Below are 26,105 nucleotides of genomic sequence, written 5' to 3' on the forward strand. Positions count from 1 at the left end.
CGTGACGCACACCCCGTGTCCGTGATTTGTCCGTAAATGAGGTACGGGCCCGGCGAAACCGGGCCCGTACCTCGTCGATCACACGGTCTAGCGGCCGTTGAACGCGTCCTTGAGGCGCGAGAACAGGCCCTGCTGGCCGGGCTGGAACTGCCCGGTGGGCCGCTCCTCGCCGCGGATCTTGGCCAGCTCGCGCAGCATCCGCTCCTGCTCGGGGTCGAGCTTGGTCGGGGTCATCACCTCGACGTGCACGATGAGGTCGCCGCGACCGCCGCCGCCCCGCAGATGCGTGACGCCGCGCCCGTGCAGCGGGACGGACTGGCCGGACTGGGTGCCGGGCCGGATGTCGACCTCCTCCAGACCGTCCAGCGTCTCCAGCGGCACCTTGGTGCCGAGGGCCGCCGCCGTCATGGGGATGGTGACCGTGCAGTGCAGATCGTCGCCGCGCCGCTGGAAGACGCTGTGCGGCAGCTCGTGGATCTCGACGTAGAGGTCACCGGCCGGGCCGCCGCCGGGGCCGACCTCGCCCTCGCCGGCGAGCTGGATGCGGGTGCCGTTGTCGACTCCGGCGGGGATCTTCACGGTGAGCGTGCGCCGCGAGCGGATGCGGCCGTCACCGGCGCACTCCGGGCACGGGGTCGGCACGACCGTGCCGAAGCCCTGGCACTGCGGGCAGGGGCGCGAGGTCATGACCTGGCCCAGGAAGGACCGGGTGACCTGGGAGACCTCACCGCGGCCGCGGCACATGTCACAGGTCTGCGCGGAGGTACCGGGGGCCGCGCCCTCGCCGCTGCACGTGGTGCAGACGACGGCGGTGTCGACCTGGATGTCCTTGGTCGTCCCGAAGGCCGCCTCGGCGAGGTCGATCTCCAGCCGGATCATGGCGTCCTGGCCGCGGCGGGTGCGCGAGCGCGGTCCGCGCTGCGAGGCCGTGCCGAAGAAGGCGTCCATGATGTCGGAGAAGTTGCCGAAGCCGCCCTGTCCGAAGCCGCCCGCACCGCCGCCGCCGGAGGCGGAGAGCGGGTCGCCGCCCAGGTCGTAGACCTGCTTCTTCTGGGCGTCCGACAGCACCTCGTAAGCGGCGTTGATCTCCTTGAACCGCTCCTGGGTCTTCGGATCGGGGTTCACGTCCGGGTGCAGCTCGCGGGCGAGTCTCCGGAAGGCCTTCTTGATCTCGTCCTGGGAAGCGTCGCGGCGCACGCCGAGTACGGCGTAGTAGTCCGTGGCCACTTACGACTCCGCCAGGATCTGTCCGACGTAACGTGCCACTGCGCGTACCGCTCCCATCGTTCCGGGGTAGTCCATGCGGGTCGGTCCGACCACGCCGAGTTTGGCGACTGCCTCGTCGCCCGAACCGTAGCCGACCGCGACGACGGACGTGGAGTTCAGCCCCTCGTGGGCGTTCTCATGCCCGATTCGTACGGTCATGCCCGAGTCCTTGGCCTCGCCGAGCAGCTTCAGCAGCACGACCTGCTCCTCCAGTGCCTCCAGCACCGGCCGGATCATCACCGGGAAGTCGTGTCCGAAGCGGGTGAGGTTGGAGGTGCCGCCGATCATCAGCCGCTCCTCCGTCTCCTCGACGAGGGTTTCGAGCAGGATCGAGAGCACGGTGGACACGGTTCCCCGGTCCTCGCTCTCGAAGGATTCCGGCAGGTCCTGCACCAGCTGCGGGACGTCCGCGAAACGGCGGCCCACGACGCGGCTGTTGAGCCGCGCCCGCAGATCCGCCAGGGACGTCTCGCCGAAGGGCGCGGGGCAGTCCACCATGCGCTGTTCGACCCGGCCGGTGTCCGTGATGAGCACGAGCATCAGCCGGGCGGGCGCCAGCGAGAGCAGCTCCACGTGCCGCACCGTCGAACGGGTCAGCGAGGGGTACTGCACGACGGCGACCTGCCGGGTCAGCTGCGCGAGCAGCCGTACGGTGCGGCCCACGACGTCGTCGAGGTCGACCGCGCCGTCGAGGAAGTTCTGAATCGCGCGGCGCTCCGGCGACGACAGGGGCTTGACGCCCGCGAGCTTGTCGACGAAGAGCCGGTAGCCCTTGTCCGTCGGGATGCGCCCGGCGCTGGTGTGCGGCTGGGCGATGAAGCCCTCGTCCTCCAGCACCGCCATGTCGTTGCGCACGGTGGCCGGGGAGACCCCCAGCTTGTGCCGCTCGGTGAGCGCCTTGGAGCCGACGGGCTCCTCGGTGCCGACATAGTCCTGGACGATGGCGCGCAACACTTCGAGTCTGCGTTCGCTGAGCATCGCGCACACCTCCAGCTGTGTACCTCGGTCGTTCTCGGGCCGATCCCGGGTCCGTCCCTGGCACTCTGCGCGGACGAGTGCCAGCCCTGCCCCGGTCAGTGTACGGCGACGGGGTGGCCCCCTAGCAAGGGCGACCGGCCACGCTACCCCGAGACTGCGCAGGTCGTTGCCGATAGCGTCGCGGTATGGACGCCTCTTGGGAAGACTTCGGCTGGGAGCGGCTCGGACACGGGGTGGGGCGGCGACGCCTTCCGGTGTGGGACGCGACCGTTCTCCTGGTGGCCGGGGCCGACGGTGTGCTGCTCTGCGACACCGGCTCGTCACTCCGCGAAGCCGCCGAAGTGCGCGCCCAGGCAGAGGCGATGCTGGGCCGGAGGGTGACGCATATCGCACTCAGCCACCCCCATTTCGATCATGTGCTCGGCACCGCGGCGTTCCCCGGGGCACAGGTGTACGGGGCGGCCGGCACCGCCGCACTGCTGCGGACCGGGGCCGGGGAGCTGCGCGCCGACGCCGTGGCCCACGGACTGCCGGAGCGGGACGCCGCCGAGTCCGCCGAGGCGCTGGTGGCCCCGGCGCACGAGGTGCGGGGCGAGTCGGTGCTCGATCTTGGCGGCGGGCGCGAGGTGCTGCTGGTGAACCTCGGCGCGGCGCACAGCGGCCACGATCTGGCCGTCCTGGTGCCCGGGTCTCCCCCGGTCGTGTTCTGCGGCGATCTCGTCGAGGAGTCGGGCGAGCCGCAGGCGGGCCCGGACGCCGTCCCCGCGCGCTGGCCGGCCTCCCTGGACCGGCTGCTGGAGCTGGGCGGCGAGGAGGCCCGGTACGTGCCGGGGCACGGGGCCGTGGTGGACGCCGCGTTCGTCCGGGCCCAGCGGGACGAACTGGCCCGGCGCTTCGGCGTGCCGCACCCGGCGTGATTCCGATGGGCGGGCCCGGCGTGGAGCCGAAAGGCGGGACCGCGGACCGCCCGCCGCTTATCGTCGTGCGATGCGCAGCTACCAGCCGGACCTGACCCCGCCGTGGAAGCGGTCCGCCCCCGTGCCCGAGGTGCCCGCGGATCCCGATCTGGTCGTGGAGGAGGTCGCCACCGGCTTCTGCGGTGCGGTGATCCGCTGCGAGAAGACCGCCGAGGGGCCGACCGTCACCCTGGAGGACCGGTTCGGCAAGCACCGGGTCTTCCCGATGGCCCCGCGCGGCTTCCTGCTGGAGGGGCGCGTGGTCACGCTGGTGCGCCCGGCGGCCGGGGGGCCGGTGCGTCCCGCGCGCACGGCCTCGGGCTCGGTCGCGGTGCCCGGCGCGCGGGCACGGGTGGCGCGCGCCGGCCGGATCTACGTGGAGGGCCGGCACGACGCCGAACTGGTGGAGCGGGTCTGGGGCGACGACCTGCGGATCGAGGGCGTGGTCGTCGAGTACCTGGAGGGCATCGACGACCTGCCCGCGATCGTCGACGCGTTCGGGCCGGCGCCCGACGCCCGGCTCGGGGTCCTGGTCGACCATCTGGTCCCGGGCTCCAAGGAGTCCCGTATCGCGGCCCGGGTGACCGACGGGAACGTGCTGGTGGTCGGCCATCCGTACATCGACGTCTGGGAGGCGGTGAAGCCGTCGTCGCTGGGCATCCCCGGCTGGCCGCGGGTCCCGCGCGGCCAGGACTGGAAGACGGGCGTCTGCCGGGCGCTGGGCTGGCCGGAGAACACGGGCGCGGCCTGGCAGCACATCCTGTCGAAGGTTCGCTCGTACAAGGACCTGGAGCCGGAGCTGCTGGGGCGGGTGGAGCATCTCATCGATTTCGTGACCGCCCCCGCCGAGTAGGGCGGGGCCGGGGAGCGTCCGCCGGGCCCCGGGGGCTCAGTCCACCAGGTCCCGTACCACCGCGTCCGCCAGGAGCCTCCCGCGCAGGGTGAGCACCGCGCGCCCCTCGCCGTACGGTCCCGGCTCCAGCAGGCCGTCGGCCACGGCGCGGGCGGCCGCGGCGAGTCCGGCCGGGGCGAGCAGGGAGAGCGGGCAGCCGTCGACGAGGCGGAGCTCCAGCAGGATCCGCTCGACGCGCCGGTCCTCGTCGGAGAGGATCTCGCGGCCCGCGCCGGGCGAGCGCCCCTCGGCCAGCGCCTGCGCGTACGCCCCGGGGTGCTTCACGTTCCACCAGCGCACCCCGCCGACGTGGCTGTGGGCGCCTGGACCGGCGCCCCACCAGTCGGCCCCGCGCCAGTACAGCTCGTTGTGCAGACAGCGGCCCTCGGGCGTCCGGGACCAGTTCGACACCTCGTACCAGGAGTAGCCCGCAGCGGCCAGCACCTCGTCGGCGATGAGATAGCGGTCGGCGTGGGCGTCGTCGTCCGTCATGGGGATCTCGCCGCGCCTGATCCGGCGGGCCAGCTGGGTGCCCTCCTCCACGATCAGCGCGTACGCCGAGACGTGGTCGGGACCGGCGCCGATCGCCGCGTCGAGGGAGGCGCGCCAGTCGTCGTCGGACTCGCCGGGCGTGCCGTAGATCAGGTCGAGGTTGATGTGGTCGAAGCCGGCAGCCCTGGCCTCGGCGACGCACGCCTCGGGCCTGCCGGGGGTGTGGGTGCGGTCGAGGATCTTCAGGACGTGCTGCTTGGCGCTCTGCATGCCGAAGGAGATCCGGTTGAAGCCGCCCCCGCGCAGTTCGGCGAGGTAGGCGGGGCCGACCGACTCGGGGTTGGCCTCGGTGGTGATCTCCGCGTCGTCCGCGAGTCCGAACTCCTCCCGGATCGCGGCCAGCATCCGCACCAGGTCGGCCGCGGCCAGCAGGGTCGGGGTGCCGCCGCCGACGAAGACCGTACGGACCTGCCGGGGGTCGTCGCCGAGGACCTTCCGGGCCCGGCGGACCTCGCCGACGAGATGGGCGGCGTAGTTGTCCCTGGAGGCCAGTGCCCCGCCGGAGCCGCGCAGCTCGGTCGCGGTGTAGGTGTTGAAGTCGCAGTAGCCGCAGCGGGTCGCGCAGTAGGGCACGTGCAGGTAGAAGCCGAGCGGGCGGTCTGCGGCGCCTTCCAGGGCGTGGCGGGGCAGCGCCCCGTCGTCGGGCACGGGTTCACCATCGGGCAGTACGGAAGGCATACCGCCCATTGTCGCGCGCCGTCCGGCGAACGGACGCCACGGCCGTACGAAGGCCGCACGACGGCCGTACGAAGGGCCGCACGACGGCCGCTCGGCCTCGCTATTCGGCCTGGAGGACCAGCAGGGCCAGATCGTCGTCCGGCGGGCGTTCGGCGAAGGCGTGCACGGCGTTCTTGATGCGCTCCGCGATGCCCTCGGCGTCCAGCCCCGCGCACCCGGAGAGCGCCTGCGCGAGCCCGTCCCCGTCGTCGAACATCAGCGGTCCCGAGCGCCGCTCGGTCACCCCGTCGGTGACGCAGAGCAGGCTGTCGCCCGGGGCCAGCTCGAAGCTCTGGGTCTCGTAGACGGCGTCGTCCATCACCCCGAGGAGCAGCTGCGGTTCGGCGGCCGGGCGGACCGTGCCGTCGGGGCGCAGGAGCAGGGGCAGCGGATGGCCGGCGCTGGCCAGGGTGCAGCGGGCCCCGCCGCCGGGCAGCGGGACGAGCTCCCCGTAGAGCAGGGAGAGGAACCGGGACTGCCCGCTGTCCGCCGAGTGCTGGCCCCCGGCGGCGGCGACCATGAGGGCGGCGGCCTCGGCGGCCTCCATCGCGTCGTCGAGGAGCAGCCGGTTGAGCCGGACCAGGACCTCGTCGGCCTGGAAGCCCTCGCGGGCCAGCAGCCGCAGCCAGGGGCGGGCGAGCCCGGTGACGACGGCCGCCTCGGGGCCGCTGCCCTGGACGTCGCCGAGGACGAAGCACCAGCGGTCGCCGGGGCACGGGAAGATGTCGTAGAAGTCGCCGCCGACCACCCCGTCGTCGCTGGGCTCGTAGACGAGGGAGCTGGCCACTCCCGGTATGTCGGCGACCTTGCTGGGCAGCAGTCCGCGCTGGAGGATCCGGCTGATGGTGGCCTGGCGGGTGTAGGCGCGGGCGGCGCCGACGGCGAGGCCGACCCGGCGGACGAAGTCCTCGATCAGCGCGGTGACCTCGTCGGGGACCCGGACGATGCCCTCGCGGCCGAGGTAGACGGCGCCGAGGGTGCGGCCGCCGGAGGTGATCCGGTAGGCGAGGGCGACGCCCTCGCCGGGCTTCTCGCCCTCCTCCTCGCCGCTGCCGGGCCAGTCCATGGAGACGGGGCCGGTCCCGACCCGTTCCGGCAGGCGCAGCGGGTCGTCCTCCAGCTGGGCGCGCAGGTTCGGGATGCGGGTCTCGTCGACGTGCCACACCTTGGCCAGGCGCGGGACGGCGGCCCGGCCGCCGCTCTCCGGTTCCAGCCAGATCGCGCACCAGTCGGCGAGCCTGGGGACCAGTAACTGTCCGGCGAGCGCGGCGACGATGTCCTCGTCGAGCTGTCCGGCCAGCAGGTCCGAGGCCTCGGCGAGGAAGGAGAGCGCGCCCCGGCCCGCCCAGTCCGCGTCGTCGCGCAGGGCGCGCCGGGCGGTGGGGGCGAGGAGTTCGGCGGCGCGCAGCCCCTGCTGGAAGCCGGATTCGGGGCGGTTGTCGGGGAAGGGGTTCCAGTCGTCGACGGGGAGCCGGGCCCAGACGGTCTTGAGGCCGGTGCGGTAGGTGATGCCCCAGCGTTCGGCGAGGGTGGCGACGAGTTCCAGACCGCGTCCGTACTCGGCGGGTTCGCCCGGGGCGCCGGCCGCCGCGGCGTGGTCGGCACGGTCGCTGCGCACGGCGCGGGTGGGGTGGTGGTCGGAGACCTCCAGGACCAGGGCGGAGGCCTCCTCGTCGGTGGCCTCCTCCAGCCGGAAGAGGAGTTCCACGTTGGTTCCGGCGTGGACGACGGCGTTGGTGACGAGTTCGCTGACGACGACCGCCGCGTCGTCGGACAGCCGTTCGCTGAAGCCGACGGCCGCGGGGAGCCCGAGCCCGCTCCATTCGGTGAGCGCGGCGGCGACGAAACGCCGGGCCGCGGCGGGCGCCAGCAGGTTCCCGGGCAGACTCGTCCGGGCGACCGGCTGTCCCGCGCCGGACGGGCCGGCGGCTCCGGAATGCTCCACGATGTCCCGCTGCAAGGGAATGGACCCCACAGGGCGGCTCCTGACCTGTTCTCGCTCTGCCTGTTCTCCGTTCGGGCGGTGCCGCGGGCCGTGGGAGGGCTCGCGGTGCCGGCCCAGGACCGACGACGACACGGACAGAGTGACAGATCGGCTCCTGGCATACGCGACGAGTTACGGAATTGGCCGCGCGGCGCACTCCGGCGCACCAGCCCGGCGCACGGTGCGCGCCGGGCTGGTGGGGCCGTGGAGCGGTGTCGTGTCTCAGGCCTCGCGCGAACCCGCGTACATCTCGTCGATGAGGTCCTTGTAGGTGCGCTCGACGACGGGTCGCTTCAGCTTGAGGCTGGGCGTGACCTCGCCGTGCTCGATGTCGAGGTCGCGCGGGAGCAGACGGAACTTCTTGATGGTCTGCCAGCGCTGGAGTCCCTCGTTGAGGCGCTTGACGTAGCCGTCGATCAGCTCGACGGTCTTCGGGGAGGCCACCACGTCGGCGTACGCCTTGCCCTCCATGCCGTTCTCGGCGGCCCAGCCGAGGATGGTCGGCTCGTCGAGGGCGATCAGCGCGGTGCAGAAGTTCCGGTCGGCGCCGTGCACGAGGATGTTGGAGACGAACGGGCAGACGGCCTTGAACTGGCCCTCGACCTCGGCGGGCGCGATGTACTTGCCGCCGGAGGTCTTGATCAGGTCCTTCTTGCGGTCGGTGATCCGCAGATAGCCGTCCACGGACAGCTCGCCGATGTCGCCGGTGTGGAACCAGCCGTCGGCCTCCAGCACCTCGGCCGTCTTGTCGGGCAGGCCCTGGTAGCCCTGCATGATGCCGGGGCCGCGCAGCAGGATCTCCCCGTCGTCGGCGATGCGGACCTCGGTGCCGGGGAGCGGCTTGCCGACGGTGCCGGTGCGGTAGGCCTCGCCGGGGTTGACGAAGGAGGCGGCGCTGGACTCGGTGAGTCCGTAGCCCTCCAGGATGTGGATGCCGGCGCCGGCGAAGAAGAAGCCGATGTCGGGGGCGAGCGCGGCGGAGCCGGAGACGCAGGCGCGGAGCCGGCCGCCGAAGGCCTCGCGGATCTTGGCGTAGACGAGGGTGTCGGCGACCTTGTGCTTGGCGCCGAGGCCGAAGGGCACGGAGGCGGTGCCGGTGCGGCGGAAGTTGTCCTGGGAGACCCGGGCGTGCTCGCGGGCGACGCCGGCCGCCCACTGGAAGATCTTGTACTTGGCCCCGCCCCCGGCGCGGGCCTTGGCCGCGACCCCGTTGTAGACCTTCTCGAAGATGCGCGGGACGGCCGCCATGTAGGTCGGCTGGACGACCGGCAGATTCTCGATGATCTTGTCGACCCGGCCGTCGACGGCGGTGACGTGGCCGACCTCGATCTGGCCGGAGGTGAGCACCTTGCCGAAGACGTGGGCGAGCGGCAGCCAGAGGTACTGGACGTCGTCCTTGGTGATCAGCCCGGTGGCGACGGTGGCCTTGGCCATGTACGACCAGTTGTCGTGCGGCAGCCGTACGCCCTTGGGGCGGCCGGTGGTGCCGGAGGTGTAGATGAGGGTGGCGAGCTGGTCGGAGGTGATCGCCCCGACCCGCGCCTTGATGGCGTCCGGGTGCTCGGCCAGGTGCTCGTTGCCCAGCGCCTCCAGTTCGGCCAGGGTGAGCAGCCAGCCCTCGGGGTCACCCTCGGCCGGTTCCACGCCCTCGGCGTCGATGACGACGACGTGGGAGAGGGCGGGCAGGTCGGCGCGGCGCTCGCGGGCCTTGGCGAGCTGGGCGGCGTCCTCGGCGATGAGGACCCGGCTCTCGGAGTCGGAGAGGATGAACGCCGACTCGTCGGCGTTGGTGGAGGGGTAGACCGTGGTGGTCGCGGCGCCCGCGCACATGACGCCCAGGTCGGCGAGGATCCATTCGACCCGGGTGCTGGAGGCGAGCGCGACGCGCTCCTCCGGGCGTACGCCCAGCGCGATCAGCCCGGCCGCGACGGCGTAGACGCGCTCGGCGGCCTCGGCCCAGCTGAGCGAACGCCAGGCGTCGGGGCCCTCGCCGTCGGCCGGCGGGACGGGGTAGCGGTAGGCCTCCGCGTCCGGGGTGGCGGCCACCCGGTCGATGAAGAGGGTCGCCACGGACGGCGGACGGTTCTCGATCATGGTCTGTGTGTCGCTCACGACATCCTCCGGGCCTACGGCAGTGCTTCACGACCGGCTGCTGGTTGCGGCTTGCTCTCCGCGTGCGTCTATGTGCTTGATCCTGCTTGTTTAACTGGCGAGTAACTACGAAGCCGTGATCAGGGTAAAGCGCCCGCGCGCCGGGCGTAAGAGGCAACGGGACCCCGCTTCATAACGAACGGGCCCCCGCGCCGCAGGGTTCTGCGGCACGGGGGCCCGTTTTCCTACCGGCCGGTAGTTACTTCTTGGCCTTGGCCTCGCCCGCGGACTCGTCGGTCGACAGCACCGCGATGAAGGCGTCCTGGGGCACCTCCACGTTGCCGACCATCTTCATCCGCTTCTTGCCCTCCTTCTGCTTCTCCAGCAGCTTCCGCTTACGGGAGATGTCACCGCCGTAGCACTTGGCGAGCACGTCCTTGCGGATGGCGCGGACGGTCTCACGGGCGATGACCCGGGACCCGATGGCGGCCTGGATCGGCACCTCGAAGTTCTGCCGGGGGATGAGCTTCTGCAGCTTGGCGACCAGCCGCACACCGTACGCGTACGCCTTGTCCTTGTGCGTGACCGCGGAGAAGGCGTCCACCTTGTCGCCGTGCAGCAGGATGTCGACCTTGACGAGCTGCGCGTCCTGCTCGCCGGTGGGCTCGTAGTCCAGCGAGGCGTAACCGCGCGTCTTGGACTTCAGCTGGTCGAAGAAGTCGAAGACGATCTCCGCGAGCGGCAGGGTGTAGCGGATCTCGACCCGGTCCTCGGAGAGGTAGTCCATGCCGAGCAGGGTGCCGCGGCGCTGCTGGCACAGCTCCATGATCGCGCCGATGAACTCGCTGGGCGCCAGGACCGTGGCCCGGACGACCGGCTCGTACACCTTGTCGATCTTGCCCTCGGGGAATTCACTCGGGTTGGTGACGGTGTGCTCGGTGCCGTCCTCCATCTCGACCCGGTAGACCACGTTGGGCGCGGTGGCGATGAGGTCGAGACCGAACTCGCGCTCCAGGCGCTCGCGGACCACGTCGAGGTGGAGCAGGCCGAGGAAGCCGACGCGGAAGCCGAAGCCGAGCGCGGCGGACGTCTCGGGCTCGTACACCAGGGCGGCGTCGTTGAGCTGGAGCTTGTCCAGGGCCTCGCGCAGGTCCGGGTAGTCCGAGCCGTCCAGCGGGTAGAGCCCCGAGAACACCATCGGCTTGGGGTCCTTGTACCCGCCCAGCGCCTCGGTCGCGCCGTTGTTCAGCGAGGTGATCGTGTCACCGACCTTGGACTGCCGGACGTCCTTCACGCCGGTGATGATGTAGCCGACCTCGCCGACGCCGATGCCGTCGGACGGGGTCATCTCCGGGGAGGAGACACCGATCTCCAGCAGCTCGTGGGTGGCGCCGGTCGACATCATCCGGATGCGCTCGCGCTTGTTCAGCGAACCGTCGACGACCCGGACGTACGTGACGACGCCCCGGTAGGAGTCGTAGACCGAGTCGAAGATCATCGCGCGGGCCGGGGCGTCCGCGACGCCGACCGGCGCCGGGATGTCCTTGACCACGCGGTCCAGCAGCGCGTCCACGCCCATGCCGGTCTTCGCGGAGACCTTGAGCACGTCCTCGGGCTGGCAGCCGATGAGGGTGGCCAGCTCCTCGGAGAACTTCTCGGGCTGGGCGGCCGGCAGGTCGATCTTGTTGAGCACCGGGACGATGGTGAGGTCGTTCTCCATCGCCAGGTAGAGGTTGGCCAGCGTCTGGGCCTCGATGCCCTGCGCGGCGTCGACCAGCAGGATCGTGCCCTCGCAGGCGGCCAGCGAGCGGGAGACCTCGTAGGTGAAGTCGACGTGTCCCGGGGTGTCGATCATGTTGAGGACGTGGGTGCTGCCCTGGCCCTCGCCGCTCGTCGGCGCCCAGGGCAGCCGGACCGCCTGGGACTTGATGGTGATGCCGCGCTCGCGCTCGATGTCCATCCGGTCGAGGTACTGAGCGCGCATCTGCCGCTGGTCGACCACCCCGGTCAGCTGGAGCATCCGGTCGGCAAGGGTCGACTTGCCGTGGTCGATGTGCGCGATGATGCAGAAATTGCGGATCAGCGCCGGGTCGGTACGGCTCGGCTCGGGCACGTGGAGAGGAGTCGCGGGCACGCAGGGTCCTGATTCTTGAGACGCCGAACGCCGTGTCTCGGGTCGATGTCGGGTCGGGTCGGATCTGTACGTAGCCTCCATCGTCCCACGCCCGGGGGGCGGAGGCCGGTTTGGGCCGGTCGGAGCGCGGCTGGTACCGTGGACAGCTGTGTTTGGTGGCTCTTCCGCCACCGGGCGCACATCAAAGATCCAACGAACCTGAAAAGGCTCTTTCGTGGCGAACATCAAGTCCCAGATCAAGCGGAACAAGACGAACGAGAAGGCGCGCCTGCGCAACAAGGCCGTCAAGTCCTCGCTCAAGACCGCGATCCGCAAGGCCCGTGAGGCCGTCGTCGCGGGCGACGTCGAGAAGGCCACCGTGGCCGTTCGCGACGCTTCGCGCGCCCTCGACAAGGCCGTCTCGAAGGGTGTCATCCACAAGAACGCCGCCGCCAACAAGAAGTCGGCGCTGGCCACCAAGGTTGCCACCCTCCAGGGCTGAGCATTCTGATGTGATCGCCGGAACGGATCCAGCGGGCCCTCTCTCCCGCTCCTGACCGGCACCCCGCGCCGCACACCGAACCTGCGTTCGCCACGCGGGTGCGGCGCACCAAGCGTGATCCGAGGCCCCGGCCGTTCCCCTCCCCAGGGAAACGACCGGGGCCTTCGGCTGTTGGGGGTGCGGCGGGTAGGGGCAGGGAGGGTGGAGGCGGGGCGGGGCGGGGGGGTGGAGGTGGGGCGGGGGGGGTGGTTACCGACCACGCCCGGCTCGGGCGGCTCGGGCCACCGCGACGACGGCCTTCTCCAGCGCGTACTCCGGATCGTCCCCGCCGCCCTTGACGCCGGCGTCCGCGTCCGCGACCGCCCGCAGGGCCACCGCGACGCCGTCCGGCGTCCAGCCGCGCATCTGCTGGCGCACCCGGTCGATCTTCCACGGCGGCATGCCCAGCTCCCGGGCGAGATCGGCCGGCCGGCCGCCGCGCGCCGAGGAGAGCTTGCCGATGGCGCGGACGCCCTGGGCGAGGGCGCTGGTGATCAGGACGGGGGCGACCCCGGTCGAGAGCGACCAGCGCAGGGCCTCCAGGGCCTCCGCCGCCCGGCCCTCCACGGCCCGGTCGGCGACGGCGAAGCTGGACGCCTCCGCGCGGCCCGTGTAGTACCGCCCGACGACGGCCTCGTCGATCGTGCCCTCGACGTCCGCGACGAGCTGCGACACGGCGCTCGCCAGCTCCCGCAGATCGCTGCCGATCGCGTCGACCAGGGCCTGACAGGCCTCGGGGGTCGCGGAGCGTCCCAGCGTCCGGAACTCGGCCCGGACGAAGGAGAGCCGCTCGGCGGGCTTGGTGGTCTTCGGGCAGGCGACCTCGCGGGCCCCGGCCTTGCGGGCGGCGTCGAGCAGCGCCTTGCCCTTGGCGCCGCCCGCGTGCAGCAGCACGAGGGTGATCTCCTCGACCGGGTCGTCGAGGTACTTCCTGACGTCCTTGACCGAGTCGGCGGAGAGGTCCTGCGCGCCGCGCACGATCACCACCTTGCGCTCGGCGAAGAGCGAAGGGCTGGTCAGCTCGGCCAGGGTGCCCGGCTGGAGCTGGTCGGAGGTGAGGTCACGGACGTCCGTGTCGGCGTCGGCGGCGCGGGCCGCCGCCACCACCTGCTGCACGGCGCGGTCCAGGAGCAGGTCCTCCTGGCCCACGGCGAGCGTGAGGGGGGCGAGCGGGTCGTCGGTGGAATTCCTTCTGGTGGCCATCGCCGTCCAGCATCCCACGGGCCACTGACAGCCCGGCCGCCCACCGCCCGTCCGGGCCGCCCCGGACGTACCCCAGAATGTCCGGGTGAGCGATGAGAGACATGTACTGGTCCTGCCCGACCGCGACGCCGCGGAGGAGGCCTCCGAGGAGCTGGCCGCGCGGTTCGGGGTCGACGAGGAACCGCAGATCGTGCGGGACGCCCTGGCGGGCGAGGACGACGCCGAGGACGCCCAGTGGCTGGTCGTCGTGGAGGACCCGGACGGACGGCTCGACCCCGCGGCGCTCGACGCCTTCGCCGCGGAGTACGAGGGGTGGCGCGAGGCCCCGTAGCCCGGACCGGCCGGGGCGGAGTGCGCCGGGGTCAGCTCTTCGGGACGATCTGGATGTCCATGTCGATGGCGATGCTGGATCCGACCGCGGCGATCCCCCGCGCCAGCATCGTCTGCCAGGTGAGCGTGAAGTCCTCGCGGTGCAGTTCGGTGGTGGCCCGGCAGGCGGCCCGGGTCTCGCCCTCCAGCCCGTTGCCGAGGCCCAGGTACTGGGTGTCCAGCGTGACCGTACGGCTCACCCCGTGCAGGGTGAGCGCGCCGCTCACGCCCCAGCGCGTGCCGCCCCGGTGGACGAAGCGGTCGCTGTAGAACTCCAGCGTCGGAAAGCGGCCGACGTCCAGGAAGTCGCTTGAGCGCAGGTGGTCGTCGCGCATCTGCACGTTGGTGTCGATCGACGCCGCGTCGATCACCACGTGCATCGCCGAGTCCTCCATGCGGTCGGCGATCCGGACCGCACCCGCGAACGTGTTGAACCGGCCGTGGATGCGGGCCATCCCGATGTGCCGGGCCGTGAAGCCGATCTGCGAGTGCATCGGCTCGATCTCCCACTCGCCCGGATCGGGCAGCTGGGGCGGCTGGGCGACCTGGAGCATCACGTCCCCGAGGCTCGCGTGCCCGCTCTCGGCCACCGAGGCCGTGCCATGGAACGGGGTGAAGCCCTCCGAGGTGACGGCCAGCCGGTACTCCCCCGCCGGCACCGTGGCGAGCACATTGCCGTACGGGTCCGTCTCGCCGCCGACGATCTTGCGTCCCGCCGCGTCCGTGACCACGAACTCGGCCTGCTGCACGGGCTCGTTGACCGGGTCGAGAACCCGGCAGCTGAGAACACCCGCGGACTCCGGCACCGCGAGTCCGGCGAGGGCGCCGCCGCGCACGGCACCGGTCCCTCTCTTGTTTCCGAGCCAACGGCCGAACATCTTCACGCACTCCCGGGGGCGGTTTCACCTCGGGCCGAAGGTCTGGACGTCGTTGTCGGAGCAGCGGCCCGCCGACGAGCATGCATTCGATCACCCTTGCGGCGTTCGAGGCAAACAGAGCAGCTCGCAGGGGCTTGGGTGGAGGTGTTACCGAAGGTCCGAATTCACAGTTCCGCTTGTGTGCATCACCCATTCGCAGAAGAAAACACCGTAAACGGGCCAGCTCCCTGGTCAGGAGGCAGCCGGTCCAGCCGGATTCCGAAATGCTCACGGTAGGCCGCGAACACCTCCGCGTCGCTTCCCAGCACCGTCTCGTCCCGCCGCTCCCCTCGCGTCGTGAGGAGCCGGTGGCCCCTGAGCGTGATCCGCCCGTCCTCGGTGAACAGTGAGCAGACCGGTCCGCGGGTGAAGCCGGAATCCGGCGAGGTCCGGTGGTACCAGGCCCCGGCCCGGAAGTCCGCCAGCGCCCGGGGCCGCAGATCCAGCCGGAACTGCGGCGCACCGTCCCGCAGCACGTCGAGGTCTCCGTCACCCGCCGGTCCGCCGCTCCCGCCCCGCACCCCGTCCTCCGCCGGTGCGGGACCGATCCGGAAGGTGCCGGCCGGATCCTCCTGGTCCGCCCGTCCGTCGAGCGCGAGCGGATGCCGGGCGTGGTCGCCGAACCCCACGTCGGCCAGCCACGGCCCGCTCCCGTCCACCGTCTCCACCCGCAGCGCCATGTGGTCGTACGGGATGCCGAGCCGCCCGTCGCCCCCGTACACCCGCGCCTGGAGCAGGTCGACCCGGAACCCGAGCGCGCGCAGCAGCACCGCGAAGGCCCCGTTGAGTTCGTAGCAGAACCCGCCCCGCCGGCCGGCCACCACCTTGTCCAGCAGCGCCGCCTCCTCCAGCACGATGTCCTCGCCCAGGTGGATCGAGAGGTTCTCGAAGGGCACCGCGGCGAGATGGCGTCCCTGCAACTCCCGCAGCGCGGCGGCATCGGCGCGGACGGGCGCGACCGCCCCGATCCGCTCCAGGTAGGCGTCGACGGTCTGCTGCGCTCTCGGTTCCATGCGGCGAGTCTGTCCCGGCGCGCCACGGTCCGCCATGAGCCGGTGGTCCTAGGTCCTGCGCCCGTGGCGCCGGAGGAACCCGCCCCACTAGCGTGCCGGGCATGACCGTTCGTGAACCGGCGCGCAGCCGGGAACAGCGCAAGCAGGACGTGTTCGACCATCTGGAGAAGGACGAGGACGCCTGGGTGTCGACCGCGTCCGCGGACGGGGTGCCGACCCTCGTCCCCCTGTCGTTCGTCTGGGACGACGGGACCCTTCTCATGGCCACCCGCCGCACCAACCCCACAGCCGTCAACCTGACACCGTCCGGACAGGCCCGGATCGCACTCGGCCCCACCCGCGACGTCGTGCTCATCGAGGCCACGGCCGAACTCGTCGAGGGCACGGATCTCCCGCAGACCTCCGGCGACGCCTTCGCCGCCAAGCTCTCGTGGGATCTGCGCGGCCGTCCCTCCTGGGTCTATCTGCGCTTCACCCCGTACGCGATCCGCGCCTGGCGCGAGGAGAACGAACTGGCCGGCCGCGAGCTGATGGCCGACGGACGCTGGCTGGACGAGGACCCTCACACCGACGAGCGGTGACGGAACCGGCCCCGGCCGGCCGGGGCTGATCCGGCCGGGGCCGGTGCGGCCGGGGTCGGTGCGGCCGGCCTCGGTTCCTTCGGTTCCGGTGAGGCCGGTACCGGTGAAGCCGCTTCCGGTGAGGCCCGCCCGGGTACGGCCGGTTCGAGTGAAGCCGACTCCGGTGAGGCCGGCCCGAGTACGGCCGGTCCCGGTGCGGCCGGTCGTCGCACGCGCCCGTACGGAACTCCGCCGGTACGTTCCCCGCCTCATGACCGGCTCACCGCCCGCAGTCCGGCGCCGGTGCCCGTGAGCGCGACGGCCCCGTCCCGGTCCGTGCGGAGCACCACCGCTCCTCCGGCCCCGAGGGCCGCGAGCGTCCGTGGGGCCGGGTGTCCGTACGGGTTGTCGCGGCCGGCGCTGACCAGCGCGAAGCGGGGCCGGACGCCGCGCATCAGGGCCGGGTCCTGGTACGCCGAACCGTGGTGGGCGACCTTCAGCACATCCACCCGGGGCATCACCGGACGGCTCCTCAACAACGCCTGCTGAGCGCGGGGTTCCAGATCCCCGAGCAGCAGCAGCGTCAGCGGTCCGGCCCGCACGAACAGGGTGACGCTGGCATCGTTCGGCTCCTGGGGCACCGGCCCGGCGGGCACCGCCCCCGCCCCCGGTCCGGGCGGCCACAGCACCTGCCAGCGCAGGGCCCCGATCCGGCGCCGCTCGCCCGGCACGGTGCGCAGCACGGGGACACCGGCCGCCGCTGCCGTCCTCCGCACGAACGCGGCCTGTTCCGGGGGCCGGTCCAGGCTCGTCGTCTGGATCGCCGCGACCGTCCTGCCCCTCAGCACACCGGGCAGTCCACGCACATGGTCGGCGTGGAAGTGAGTGAGCAAGAGCAACGGGACGCGGGTGACACCCAGTTCGCTCAGGCACCGGTCGACGGGGCGGGGGTCGGGTCCCGCGTCGACCACCACCCCGGCTCCCGGGCCCGCCGCGAGGACCAGGGCGTCCCCCTGGCCGACGTCGCACATCGCGAACGCCCAGCCGGGCGGCGGCCATCCGGTGAGCACCCGGGTCAACGGCACCGGGCGGAGCACGGCGACGAGCAGGAGCAGCGCGGTGGCCACGTACACCCAGGGCCGGTGCCCGATCCGCCGGACCGCCACCACCAGGAGCACGGTCAGGGCGGCCAGGAGCAGCGCCCCCGCCGGCCCGTCGGGCCAGTCCACCCCGGCGCCGGGCAGCCCGGCCCCGGTGCGGGCCACCGACGCGATCCATCCGGCCGGCCACCCTGCGATCCGGGCCAGCAGTTCGGCCACCGGCATGGCCACCGGAGCGACGGCCAGCGCCGCGAACCCGAGCACGGTGGCGGGCGCCACCACGAACTCGGCCAGCAGATTGCACGGCACCGCCACCAGGCTCACCCGTGAGGCGAGCAGCACCACGACGGGCGCGCACACCACCTGCGCCGCCGCGGCGGCGGCCAGCGCCTCCGCGAGCCTCGGCGGCACCCGACGCCGGCGCAGCGCCTCGCTCCACCGCGGGGCCAGGGTCAGGAGGGCGCCGGTGGCCAGGACCGACAGGACGAAGCCGTAACTGTGCGCCAGCCAGGGGTCGTACAGCACCAGCAGCAGAACGGCGGCGGCCAGGGCGGGGATCAGGCTCCGACGCCGCCCGGTGCCGATGGCCAGCAAGGTGATCAGGCCGCAGGCGGCGGCCCGCAGCACGCTCGGTTCAGGTCGGCAGACCAGCACGAACGCGAGCGTGAGCCCACCCCCGAGCAACGCGGTCCCCCGCAGCGAGAGGCCCAACCGGGGCGCCAGCCCACCTCGTTCGGCCCGTAGCGCGCGGCCCGGCGGGCCGATGAGCAGGACGAGGAGGATCGCCAGGTTCGCCCCGGACACGGCCATGAGATGCGTGAGGTCGGTCGCCCGGAACGCCTCCCGCAGGGCCGGGTCCACGCGTGTGGTGTCGCCGACGACCAGTCCGGGCAGCAGGGCCCGTGCGTCCGGGTCGAGGCCCTCCGTCGCCTCCCGCAGACCGGCCCGCAACGCGCCCGCCGTGCGCTGGAGCCGGCTGGGCGGACCGACGACGCGCGGAGGCCCCTTCCCCTCCGGCCTCAGCACGGCCGCGGCACGTTCCCCGGCGTGCGCGGCCGGGGCCAGCCGGCCTGTGACCCTCAGCCGGGTGGACGGCAGCAGCCGCTCCCACGGCCCGCCTCCGCCCTGACCCGGCGTGACGACGACCAGGACCGGTGTCCGCAGCCGGGTCCTCCTGCCGTCCGGTACGGTCAGGCGGACGATCTCGGCGTCCAGCAGCAGGGACACGGGGGTGCTGCGGTCGCCCCGCACCCGGGGAACGGTGCGCCGGGCGTCCGACGTGAGGGTGATCTCCGCCTCGACGCGCGCGAACTCCCCGGCCAGGGCGGGGACCGGCCCCTGACGTGCCGCCGCCCGCTGCAGCCCCGCCGCCGTCGCTCCCGCCGCCCCGCACAACAGCACCGCCGCCAGTGCCGTGGCGGACACCACCGGAAACACGGCCCTCCCCTGGCGCACCCCACCCCACCCGACACCCACCCCACCCCTCGGCCCCACCCCGCTGCTGTGGTCTACCCCACTGGTCCGCCCAGCCCCGCCGCTCCGGCCGCCCCCGAGCCGCCGACGCCCGCCTTCCCGCCCAGCGACCCCAGCGGCCCCACCGGTCCCACTGGCTCCACCTCCCCGCCCCGCCCCTCCGGCCCCGGGTAAGGCCAGCAGCACCATCGCCGCCCCGACGCAGAGCACCACGCCCACAATCACCCAACGTCCCGGAGCGCCCAGAGCCGCTGCCGCGCCCGCCCAAGCCGCGAGGGCCGGCGGGACCAGGCGCAGATCGAGCGGGCCCTCCTGACGCGGGTGGGACACCCCGAGCCGCAGGCCCGACGCCGCGTGAATGTCCTCGGGGGTCCCGGACAACCCGCCATCCGCGAACCCGGCGCCGGGAACCGCCACGCCGGGAGTCGCGGACCGGCAGCCCTGCACCGCACCCTCAGTCACGGACCTCGCAGAAGTCACAGACCTCGCGGACATCTCAGATGTCTCAGGCACCGCGGACCTGCCAAACGTCCCGGGCGTCGCAGACCTCGCGGACCGAACGCCGGCGCCCGCGCCAGAGCCCTCGGACCGACCGCCGTCCATGCCCGCACCGGGAATCGAGGACCGACCGCCGCGTCGCCCCGCACCGGGGATCACGAACCGGCCGCCGTTCACGGCCGCACCAGCGGTCGCAGATCGGCGAAGCGGCGGTCACCGATGCCGTTGACCTCGCGCAGTTCGTCGACGGACCGGAACCCCCCGTGCCTGACCCGGTAGTCGACGATGTGCTGGGCCAGGACGGGGCCGACGCCGGGCAGCGTGTCGAGTTGGTCCACGGTCCCGCTGTTGAGGCTCACGGGCCCCGTGGCGCCGGCCCCGGACGCCGACGGCCCGCCGCCCGCGCCGTTTCCCGTACCGCCGGACACGACCTGGCCCGGCGGGGCCCCCACGACGATCTGCTCCCCGTCCACAAGCAGCCGGGCGCGGTTGAGGTCGTCGAGGTCGACCCCGGGCCGGGCCCCGCCCGCCGCGCGCAGCGCGTCCACGACCCGGGCACCGGGCGGCAGCTCCTGGATCCCCGGACGGCGCACCTTCCCGCTGACGTCCACCACGATCCGGCTGCCCGGCCCCGCGCCCGGCGGCACTCCGCCGGACGAACCGGGATCCACGGCCCCGCCCGCCTCCGCGCTCAAGGCGTCCATGCCGGCCCCGGCCACCTCGCCGGAATCCGCACCGCCACCCGTCTTCGCCGACGGCTCCCGCGCGGCCTCGTCGACCGCGACCCGCTCCGGGGCGGGCACGGAACCGGGGCGCGCGGACCAGAAGTGCGTCACGGCGAACACGGCCGCAGCGACCAGAACAACAGCCAGCGCGGCCAGAGTCCTCGGCTCCAGGCCACACCTCACCTGGAGCCACACCGGCAGCCGCTCCCGCAGCGCGGGCCCGACCCGCGACCGCCACCCCACGGCCTCCGCGGGCGCAGCCGTAGCCGTAGCCGATTCCAACCCCGGACCCACGTCGTACTCGGCCCCACGCCCGGCCCCCACCCCGGCGTCGGCACCCGTCCCCGGGCCCATCCCCACGTCCGTCTTTCCCGCACCCGCCCCCGCCCCCGCGCCCGCGCCCGCGTCTGGCGGCGCCTGTGACCACGATTCGCCCGCCCCCGTCCCGCGCACCGGAGGCGCCGCTCCTCCTGCATACGCGCCGCCGGACATGAGCGCGTCCGCGCGGCTGCGCGAGGCCGCGGCGAGGGCGGTGCGGTGACGGGCGCGACGGCGGCCGGGACCGGTCCCCGTACCGGACCTCGTTCGGACGTCCGTCGCGAAGCCCCGCCCGGGACCACGGCCGAGACCACGCCCGGGACCACGGCCAGGACCGCCGCCGGGACCGCTGCCGGCAGAACGCACGGCACGACTGATTGCACGATGTGATCGGGAAGCCATGCCTCACGACGCTAGGCGCCTTCCCGAAATCCCGCTGAGCGCACCGAATTTCGGTGGAAAAGCAAGCAGTTGTGGATAACTCGGCCACCACGAAGAGTGATGCCACACCCGGTCGGATGCCGGTCCCACCCGCTCAGCGCGGCGAGACCACCGCTCCCAGCAGACCCGGCCCGGTGTGCGCGCCGATCACCGCGCCGACCTCGCTGACGTGGAGGTCGGCCAGACCCGGCACGCGTTCACGCAGCCGCTCGGCCAGGGCGTCGGCGCGTTCGGGGGCCGCGAGGTGGTGGACGGCGATGTCCACCTGCCCGTCCCCCGCCCGGTCGACGACGATCTCCTCCAGCCGGGCAATGGCCTTCGAGGCCGTCCGTACCTTCTCCAGCATCTCGATCCTGCCGCCCTCCAGCTGGAGGAGCGGCTTCACGGCCAGCGCGGAGCCGAACAGCGCCTGCGCCGCCCCGATCCGGCCGCCGCGCCTCAGGTAGTCCAGGGTGTCGACGTAGAAGTAGGCGGAGGTGCCGGCCGCCCGTTTCTCCGCCGCCGCCACCGCCTCGTCCGCGCCGCCCCCGGCCTCCGCCGTCTCGGCGGCGGCCAGGGCGCAGAAGCCGAGGGCCATGGCGACCATGCCCGTGTCGACCACCCGCACCGGCACCGGCGCGTCCTTCGCGGCGAGCAGCGCGGCGTCGTACGTACCGGAGAACTCCGCCGACAGATGCAGCGACACGATGGCGCTCGCGCCCGCCTCGGCGACCGCGCGATAGGTGGCGGCGAAGACCTCGGGGCTGGGCCGCGAGGTCGTCACGGACCGGCGCTTCTGCAGCGCCAGCGCCAGGGAGCGGGACGAGATCTCGGTGCCCTCCTCCAGCGCCTCGTCGCCGAGCACGACGGTCAGCGGCACTGAGGTGATGCCATGCCGTTCCATCGCCTGGGGCGGCAGGTAGGCCGTGGAATCGGTCACGATCGCGACATGGCGGGACATGAGCGGGAGGTTACCTCCCGGGGGCGCGGCCCGGCAGTCCGACCCCGACCGAATGATCAGTTCCAGTCGCTTCGGGCCGCATCCTGCCACGTCCGGTCACCGATCACGCCCGGCACGCCCGGAACCCGTCTGCGTACCGGGCCCGAAGGGATTTCGGCCCCGGAATCGCCCACGACCGTGATCAGTCCCGCGACGCGAGGCGCAAGGGCGAAACGCGAGGCGCGCGACGCGCAACGCCGCTCTCAGGCCAGTTCGTCGGTCAGTTCGTCGGTCAGTTCGTCGTCTCCGGACGAGCCGTCTTCCGCCACGGATACCCCATCCCCCGCAGCGTCTCCCCCGCCGTGATCGCCTCGGCCCGGCCGCCCCCGCGCGCACCGACATCCGTCCCGGAACTCACGCCCGTCCCGGAACCCACGTCCGTCCCGGAACCCACGCCCGTCTCCCCGCCCCCGTCCGTCCCGGTCCCCTGCTCCGCCCTCGTCCAGTGCCGCAGCGCGCCGGCCTCGATGTCGATCTGCTCGTTCAGCGCGGCGAGATCGTCGTCGGCGAACTGCCGGGCGCGGTCGCGGGCGGCCCAGCGCAGGGACTCCGCCGCGTGGGTGATCCGTCCGGCGCGCTCCTTGAGGTCGGGCAGACGTGCGGCGACCGTCGCCCTGTCCGGCTCGCGCTCCAGGCGCTTCAGGTCGTTCTCCAGCTCGTGGCCGTGCACGCCCAGGCGCTCGAAGAGCGCCAGGGACTCCTTGAGCGAGGGGTCCTCGGCCACGCCCGCCCGCAGGGCCTCCTGCGTGGCGCGCATCGAGGTGCGCAGGGAGAGGCGGAGCTGGGCCAGCTCGCCGCCGACACCGACCTGTCCATAGCTCTTGGCCTTGAGCGCGGTGTCCTCCACCGTGCGACGGGCCTGGCCGATCGTGCGGTCCACACCGCGCTTGGCCGCCCCGACCACCTTGACCGTCGCGTAGACGCCCAGGGCCAGGAAGGCCACGACGAGCAGCCCCAGAATCAGGATCACGGCTTCCATGAGCGCCCCTCGGATGGTGTGGCGGCATACGGCACGGTTTCACCCGCCCCTCCACCGTAAACGGAAAGGGCAGGTTGGGGGTTCCGTCGGAACCCCCAACCTGCCCGTAGGGGAAAGCCCTCACACCCCGGCCCGCCCCGGTCCGCCCGGACCGGAGGGTGTCCCGCCGGTCAGGCAGGGACGATGTTCACCAGCTTGGGCGCCCGGACGATGACCTTCCGGATGCCCGCCCCGCCCAGCGCGGCGACGACCGCCGGGTCCGCCAGGGCCAGGGCCTCCAGCTCCGCGTCCGCGATCGTCGGCGGGATCTCCAGGCGCGCCTTGACCTTGCCCTTGACCTGCACCACACAGGTCACGGTCTCGTCCACGACGTACGCCGGGTCGGCGACCGGGAAGTCCTGGTGCACGACCGACTCGGTGTGGCCCAGCCGGTGCCACAGCTCCTCGGCGACGTGCGGGGCCAGCGGCGCGACCAGCAGCACCAGGGACTCGGCGACGGAGCGGGGCAGCGGCCCGCCCGCCTTGGTCAGGTGGTTGTTCAGCTCGGTGACCTTGGCGATCGCGGTGTTGAACCGCATCCCCTCCATGTCGCCGCCGACGCCGTCGATGGCCTTGTGCAGGGCGCGCAGCGTCTCCTCGCCGGGCTCGGTGTCGACGACGGTGACCTCGCCGCTCTCCTCGTCCACGATGTTGCGCCACAGCCGCTGCAGCAGCCGGAACTGGCCGACGACCGCGCGGGTGTCCCAGGGACGCGACACGTCCAGGGGGCCCATCGCCATCTCGTACAGCCGCAGCGTGTCCGCGCCGTACTCGCCGCAGATCTCGTCCGGCGTGACGGCGTTCTTCAGGGACTTGCCCATCTTGCCCAGGACGCGGGAGACCTTCTCGCCCTGGTAGTAGTAGGCGCCGTCGCGCTCCTCGACCTCGGCCGCCGGGACGGCGATGCCACGGCTGTCGCGGTAGACGAAGGCCTGGATCATGCCCTGGTTGAACAGCTTGTGGAAGGGCTCGGCGGAGGAGACGTGGCCCAGGTCGTGCAGCACCTTGGACCAGAAGCGGGCGTACAGCAGGTGCAGCACGGCGTGCTCGGCACCGCCCACGTACAGGTCGACGCCGCCGGTCGGCTGTCCCTCGCGCGGGCCCATCCAGTACTGCTCGATGGCCGGGTCGACCAGCTTCTCGGAGTTGTTCGGGTCCAGGTAGCGCAGCTCGTACCAGCAGGAGCCCGCCCAGTTGGGCATGGTGTTGGTCTCGCGGCGGTACTTCTTGGGGCCGTCGCCCAGGTCCAGGGTGACGTGGACCCAGTCGGCGTTGCGCGACAGCGGCGTCTCGGGCTGGGTGTCGGCGTCGTCCGGGTCGAAGGTGCGCGGCGAGTAGTCGTCGACCTCCGGCAGCTCCAGCGGCAGCATCGACTCGGGCAGCGGGTGGGCGATGCCCTCCTCGTCGTACACGATCGGGAAGGGCTCGCCCCAGTAGCGCTGGCGGCTGAACAGCCAGTCGCGCAGACGGAAGTTGACGGTGCCCTCGCCGACGCCGTGCTCGGTCAGCCACTCGGTGATGCGCGCCTTGGCGTCGACGACGCCCAGACCGTCCAGGGAGATCTCGTCGTTGGCGGAGTTGACCAGCTTCGCCTCGTACGAGGAGAAGGCGTCCTCCCACGTCGAGGGGTCGGTGCCGCGGCCGTCCGACGGCTCGACGACACAGCGCATCGGCAGCTCGAAGGCGCGCGCGAAGGCGAAGTCGCGCGCGTCGTGCGCCGGCACGGCCATGATCGCGCCGGTGCCGTAGCCCGCCAGGACGTAGTCGGCGATGAAGACGGGGATCTGCTCGCCGCTGACCGGGTTGGTCGCGTACGCGCCGGTGAAGACGCCGGTCTTGTCCTTGGCCTCGGCCTGGCGCTCCACGTCGGACTTGGCGGCGGCCTGCTTGCGGTACGTGGTGACGGCCTCGGCCGGGCTGGCGTGTCCGCCGGTCCAGACCGGGTGGGTGCCCTCGGGCCAGGCGGCCGGGATGATCCGCTCGACCAGCTCGTGCTCGGGCGCCAGCACCATGTACGTGGCACCGAACAGGGTGTCCTGGCGGGTGGTGAACACGGTGACGGCACCGGCGCCGTCGACCGGGAAGACCACGCGGGCGCCCTCGGAGCGGCCGATCCAGTTGCGCTGCTGCAGCTTGATCGCCTCGGGCCAGTCCAGCCCGTCCAGGTCGTTCAGCAGCCGGTCCGCGTAGGCCGTGATGCGCATGTTCCACTGGCGCAGCTTGGCCTTGAAGACGGGGAAGTTGCCGCGCTCGGAACGGCCGTCGGCGGTGACCTCCTCGTTGGCCAGGACGGTGCCCAGGCCGGGCGCCCAGTTGACGGGGGCCTCGGAGGCGTACGCCAGGCGGTACTCGCCCAGGACGTCCGCGCGCTCCTTCGCGCTCAGCGCGCTCCAGTCGCGGCCGTCGGGGGTGGCGCGCTCACCGGACTCGAACTGCGCGACCAGGTCGGCGATCGGCCGGGCGCGGTCCGCGTCGGTGTCGTACCAGGAGTTGAAGATCTGCAGGAAGATCCACTGGGTCCACTTGTAGTACTCGGACTCGATCGTGGCGAACGAGCGGCGCTTGTCGTGGCCCAGGCCCAGCCGGCGCAGCTGCGCCGTCATGTTCTCGATATTGGCCTCGGTGGAGACCCGCGGGTGCGTGCCGGTCTGGACGGCGTACTGCTCGGCGGGCAGGCCGAACGCGTCGAAGCCCAGCGTGTGCAGCACGTTGTGGCCGCTCATCCGCTGGTGACGGGCGTAGACGTCGGTGGCGATGTAGCCCAGCGGGTGTCCGACGTGCAGTCCCGCGCCCGAGGGGTACGGGAACATGTCCATGATGAATTTCTTGGGCTTGGCGGCCATCTCGGGGTCGCCCGCCAGGTCACCGCTCGGGTTCGGCGCCTCGTACGTGCCCTCGGCGTCCCAGAAGTCCTGCCAGCGTGCCTCGATGTCGGCGGCCATCGCTGCCGTGTAGCGGTGCGGCGCAGCGACGTCGGCTGCGGAATTCGTCTCGCTCATGATCCTCAAAGCTCCATCGATCGTCATCTGCCGGCGTCCACGTCTGCGGACACGGGTCCACGGAAACGAAAAATCCCCTCGCACAGGAGGGGACGCCGCGCTGATGCCGACCAGGCATTCTCACCGGTCGGGACTGATCAGCGCGGCTCGCTAAGCAGAAGGCGTACGGCACGCATGGCGTCAGGGTACCGCACTGCCCCGGACGGCATCGGGTGCGGCCGGTCCGTGGACACCGCGCAGGGTCCGGCGGAGGACGGCGCACGGACCCGTAAACGCGTCGTGGGGGGGGCGGGGGGGGGGGGGGGCCCGCCGGGGGTTTGTTGTTTTGGGGTTTGGGGGAATTTAAGAAGTGATGACCGACTACAAAGAAGGGCGCGGACCCCCAAGACACATGGGGAGGTG

The 26,105-nt window shown here is 72.5% G+C and carries 19 protein-coding genes; 5 read left to right on the plus strand and 14 right to left on the minus strand.

The window, feature by feature from the left end; translation table 11 throughout:
• Nucleotides 1–87: 87 nt before the first annotated feature.
• Both dnaJ and hrcA read right to left on the minus strand, forming a co-directional pair.
• Nucleotides 88–1,227, minus strand: a complete 1,140-nt coding sequence (gene dnaJ / locus ACZ4FH_RS21160; RefSeq protein WP_383633208.1) for a molecular chaperone DnaJ — start codon at nucleotides 1,225–1,227, stop codon at nucleotides 88–90.
• On the minus strand, nucleotides 1,228–2,244 hold the full coding sequence (gene hrcA / locus ACZ4FH_RS21165) for a heat-inducible transcriptional repressor HrcA (RefSeq protein ID WP_383633211.1): 1,017 nt from the start codon (nucleotides 2,242–2,244) through the stop codon (nucleotides 1,228–1,230).
• A 185-nt stretch (nucleotides 2,245–2,429) separates the two neighbouring features.
• Here hrcA and ACZ4FH_RS21170 point away from each other — a divergent pair, with 185 nt between their 5' ends.
• Together ACZ4FH_RS21170 and ACZ4FH_RS21175 are read left to right on the plus strand one after the other, a co-directional pair.
• Complete coding sequence (locus ACZ4FH_RS21170; RefSeq protein ID WP_467306532.1) at nucleotides 2,430–3,161, plus strand: MBL fold metallo-hydrolase; 732 nt, start codon at nucleotides 2,430–2,432, stop codon at nucleotides 3,159–3,161.
• Nucleotides 3,162–3,231: 70 nt separating this feature from the next.
• On the plus strand, nucleotides 3,232–4,053 hold the full coding sequence (locus ACZ4FH_RS21175) for a DUF3097 domain-containing protein (RefSeq protein WP_383633216.1): 822 nt from the start codon (nucleotides 3,232–3,234) through the stop codon (nucleotides 4,051–4,053).
• Nucleotides 4,054–4,089: 36 nt separating this feature from the next.
• On the opposite strand, the gene hemW is transcribed toward ACZ4FH_RS21175, so the two are convergent.
• From hemW to lepA, 4 genes are all read right to left on the minus strand, one after another.
• Entirely contained in the window at nucleotides 4,090–5,331 is a 1,242-nt protein-coding gene (gene hemW / locus ACZ4FH_RS21180; RefSeq protein WP_467306534.1) for a radical SAM family heme chaperone HemW, read from the minus strand.
• Between the two features lie 91 nt (nucleotides 5,332–5,422).
• Complete coding sequence (locus tag ACZ4FH_RS21185; RefSeq protein WP_467306569.1) at nucleotides 5,423–7,321, minus strand: SpoIIE family protein phosphatase; 1,899 nt, start codon at nucleotides 7,319–7,321, stop codon at nucleotides 5,423–5,425.
• Between the two features lie 246 nt (nucleotides 7,322–7,567).
• Nucleotides 7,568–9,457 (minus strand): AMP-dependent synthetase/ligase, encoded by a 1,890-nt coding sequence (locus tag ACZ4FH_RS21190; protein ID WP_467306535.1) that lies wholly within the window; start codon nucleotides 9,455–9,457, stop codon nucleotides 7,568–7,570.
• Nucleotides 9,458–9,695: 238 nt separating this feature from the next.
• On the minus strand, nucleotides 9,696–11,570 hold the full coding sequence (gene lepA / locus ACZ4FH_RS21195) for a translation elongation factor 4 (protein WP_383633225.1): 1,875 nt from the start codon (nucleotides 11,568–11,570) through the stop codon (nucleotides 9,696–9,698).
• Between the two features lie 214 nt (nucleotides 11,571–11,784).
• Here lepA and rpsT point away from each other — a divergent pair, with 214 nt between their 5' ends.
• Nucleotides 11,785–12,051, plus strand: coding sequence for a 30S ribosomal protein S20 (gene rpsT, locus ACZ4FH_RS21200; protein WP_266778644.1), 267 nt, complete (start codon nucleotides 11,785–11,787; stop codon nucleotides 12,049–12,051).
• 249 nt (nucleotides 12,052–12,300) lie between these two features.
• Here rpsT and holA read toward each other — a convergent pair whose 3' ends face one another.
• Nucleotides 12,301–13,293 (minus strand): DNA polymerase III subunit delta, encoded by a 993-nt coding sequence (gene holA, locus ACZ4FH_RS21205; protein ID WP_467306536.1) that lies wholly within the window; start codon nucleotides 13,291–13,293, stop codon nucleotides 12,301–12,303.
• 85 nt (nucleotides 13,294–13,378) lie between these two features.
• Here holA and ACZ4FH_RS21210 point away from each other — a divergent pair, with 85 nt between their 5' ends.
• Nucleotides 13,379–13,624 (plus strand): hypothetical protein, encoded by a 246-nt coding sequence (locus tag ACZ4FH_RS21210; protein ID WP_383633232.1) that lies wholly within the window; start codon nucleotides 13,379–13,381, stop codon nucleotides 13,622–13,624.
• 31 nt (nucleotides 13,625–13,655) lie between these two features.
• Here the strand turns inward: ACZ4FH_RS21210 and ACZ4FH_RS21215 are convergent, their stop codons facing one another.
• Complete coding sequence (locus ACZ4FH_RS21215; RefSeq protein ID WP_467306539.1) at nucleotides 13,656–14,540, minus strand: YceI family protein; 885 nt, start codon at nucleotides 14,538–14,540, stop codon at nucleotides 13,656–13,658.
• 185 nt (nucleotides 14,541–14,725) lie between these two features.
• Entirely contained in the window at nucleotides 14,726–15,592 is an 867-nt protein-coding gene (locus tag ACZ4FH_RS21220) for an arylamine N-acetyltransferase family protein (protein WP_467306541.1), read from the minus strand.
• A gap of 101 nt (nucleotides 15,593–15,693) precedes the next feature.
• On the opposite strand from ACZ4FH_RS21220, the gene ACZ4FH_RS21225 reads away from it, so the two are divergent.
• Nucleotides 15,694–16,173, plus strand: a complete 480-nt coding sequence (locus ACZ4FH_RS21225; protein ID WP_467306543.1) for a pyridoxamine 5'-phosphate oxidase family protein — start codon at nucleotides 15,694–15,696, stop codon at nucleotides 16,171–16,173.
• A 248-nt stretch (nucleotides 16,174–16,421) separates the two neighbouring features.
• On the opposite strand, the gene ACZ4FH_RS21230 is transcribed toward ACZ4FH_RS21225, so the two are convergent.
• From ACZ4FH_RS21230 to leuS, 5 genes are all read right to left on the minus strand, one after another.
• Nucleotides 16,422–19,220, minus strand: a complete 2,799-nt coding sequence (locus tag ACZ4FH_RS21230; RefSeq protein ID WP_467306544.1) for a ComEC/Rec2 family competence protein — start codon at nucleotides 19,218–19,220, stop codon at nucleotides 16,422–16,424.
• 176 nt (nucleotides 19,221–19,396) lie between these two features.
• Nucleotides 19,397–20,191 carry a ComEA family DNA-binding protein gene (locus ACZ4FH_RS21235; RefSeq protein ID WP_467306545.1) on the minus strand — a complete coding sequence of 265 codons (795 nt, stop codon included), beginning with the start codon at nucleotides 20,189–20,191 and terminating at the stop codon, nucleotides 19,397–19,399.
• Nucleotides 20,192–20,801: 610 nt separating this feature from the next.
• Nucleotides 20,802–21,647 (minus strand): DegV family protein, encoded by an 846-nt coding sequence (locus ACZ4FH_RS21240; protein WP_467306547.1) that lies wholly within the window; start codon nucleotides 21,645–21,647, stop codon nucleotides 20,802–20,804.
• Nucleotides 21,648–21,918: 271 nt separating this feature from the next.
• Entirely contained in the window at nucleotides 21,919–22,665 is a 747-nt protein-coding gene (locus ACZ4FH_RS21245) for a hypothetical protein (RefSeq protein ID WP_467306548.1), read from the minus strand.
• A gap of 170 nt (nucleotides 22,666–22,835) precedes the next feature.
• The gene (gene leuS, locus ACZ4FH_RS21250; protein ID WP_467306549.1) at nucleotides 22,836–25,703 is read right to left on the minus strand and encodes a leucine--tRNA ligase; all 2,868 of its coding nucleotides are present in this window, start codon (nucleotides 25,701–25,703) and stop codon (nucleotides 22,836–22,838) included.
• Nucleotides 25,704–26,105: the final 402 nt, after the last annotated feature.

This window comes from Streptomyces sp. NPDC024555 (genome assembly GCF_055559335.1).

Coding starts and splice junctions, on each gene's coding strand:
- leuS (WP_467306549.1), bottom strand. CDS start 25,703: ATGAGCGAGACGAATTCCGCAGCCGACGTCGCTGCGCCGCACCGCTAC.
- ACZ4FH_RS21225 (WP_467306543.1), top strand. CDS start 15,694: ATGACCGTTCGTGAACCGGCGCGCAGCCGGGAACAGCGCAAGCAGGAC.
- hemW (WP_467306534.1), bottom strand. CDS start 5,331: ATGGGCGGTATGCCTTCCGTACTGCCCGATGGTGAACCCGTGCCCGAC.
- ACZ4FH_RS21170 (WP_467306532.1), top strand. CDS start 2,430: ATGGACGCCTCTTGGGAAGACTTCGGCTGGGAGCGGCTCGGACACGGG.
- ACZ4FH_RS21245 (WP_467306548.1), bottom strand. CDS start 22,665: ATGGAAGCCGTGATCCTGATTCTGGGGCTGCTCGTCGTGGCCTTCCTG.
- hrcA (WP_383633211.1), bottom strand. CDS start 2,244: ATGCTCAGCGAACGCAGACTCGAAGTGTTGCGCGCCATCGTCCAGGAC.
- ACZ4FH_RS21175 (WP_383633216.1), top strand. CDS start 3,232: ATGCGCAGCTACCAGCCGGACCTGACCCCGCCGTGGAAGCGGTCCGCC.
- ACZ4FH_RS21220 (WP_467306541.1), bottom strand. CDS start 15,592: ATGGAACCGAGAGCGCAGCAGACCGTCGACGCCTACCTGGAGCGGATC.
- ACZ4FH_RS21230 (WP_467306544.1), bottom strand. CDS start 19,220: ATGTCCGCGAGGTCTGTGACTTCTGCGAGGTCCGTGACTGAGGGTGCG.
- ACZ4FH_RS21240 (WP_467306547.1), bottom strand. CDS start 21,647: ATGTCCCGCCATGTCGCGATCGTGACCGATTCCACGGCCTACCTGCCG.
- ACZ4FH_RS21215 (WP_467306539.1), bottom strand. CDS start 14,540: ATGTTCGGCCGTTGGCTCGGAAACAAGAGAGGGACCGGTGCCGTGCGC.
- holA (WP_467306536.1), bottom strand. CDS start 13,293: ATGGCCACCAGAAGGAATTCCACCGACGACCCGCTCGCCCCCCTCACG.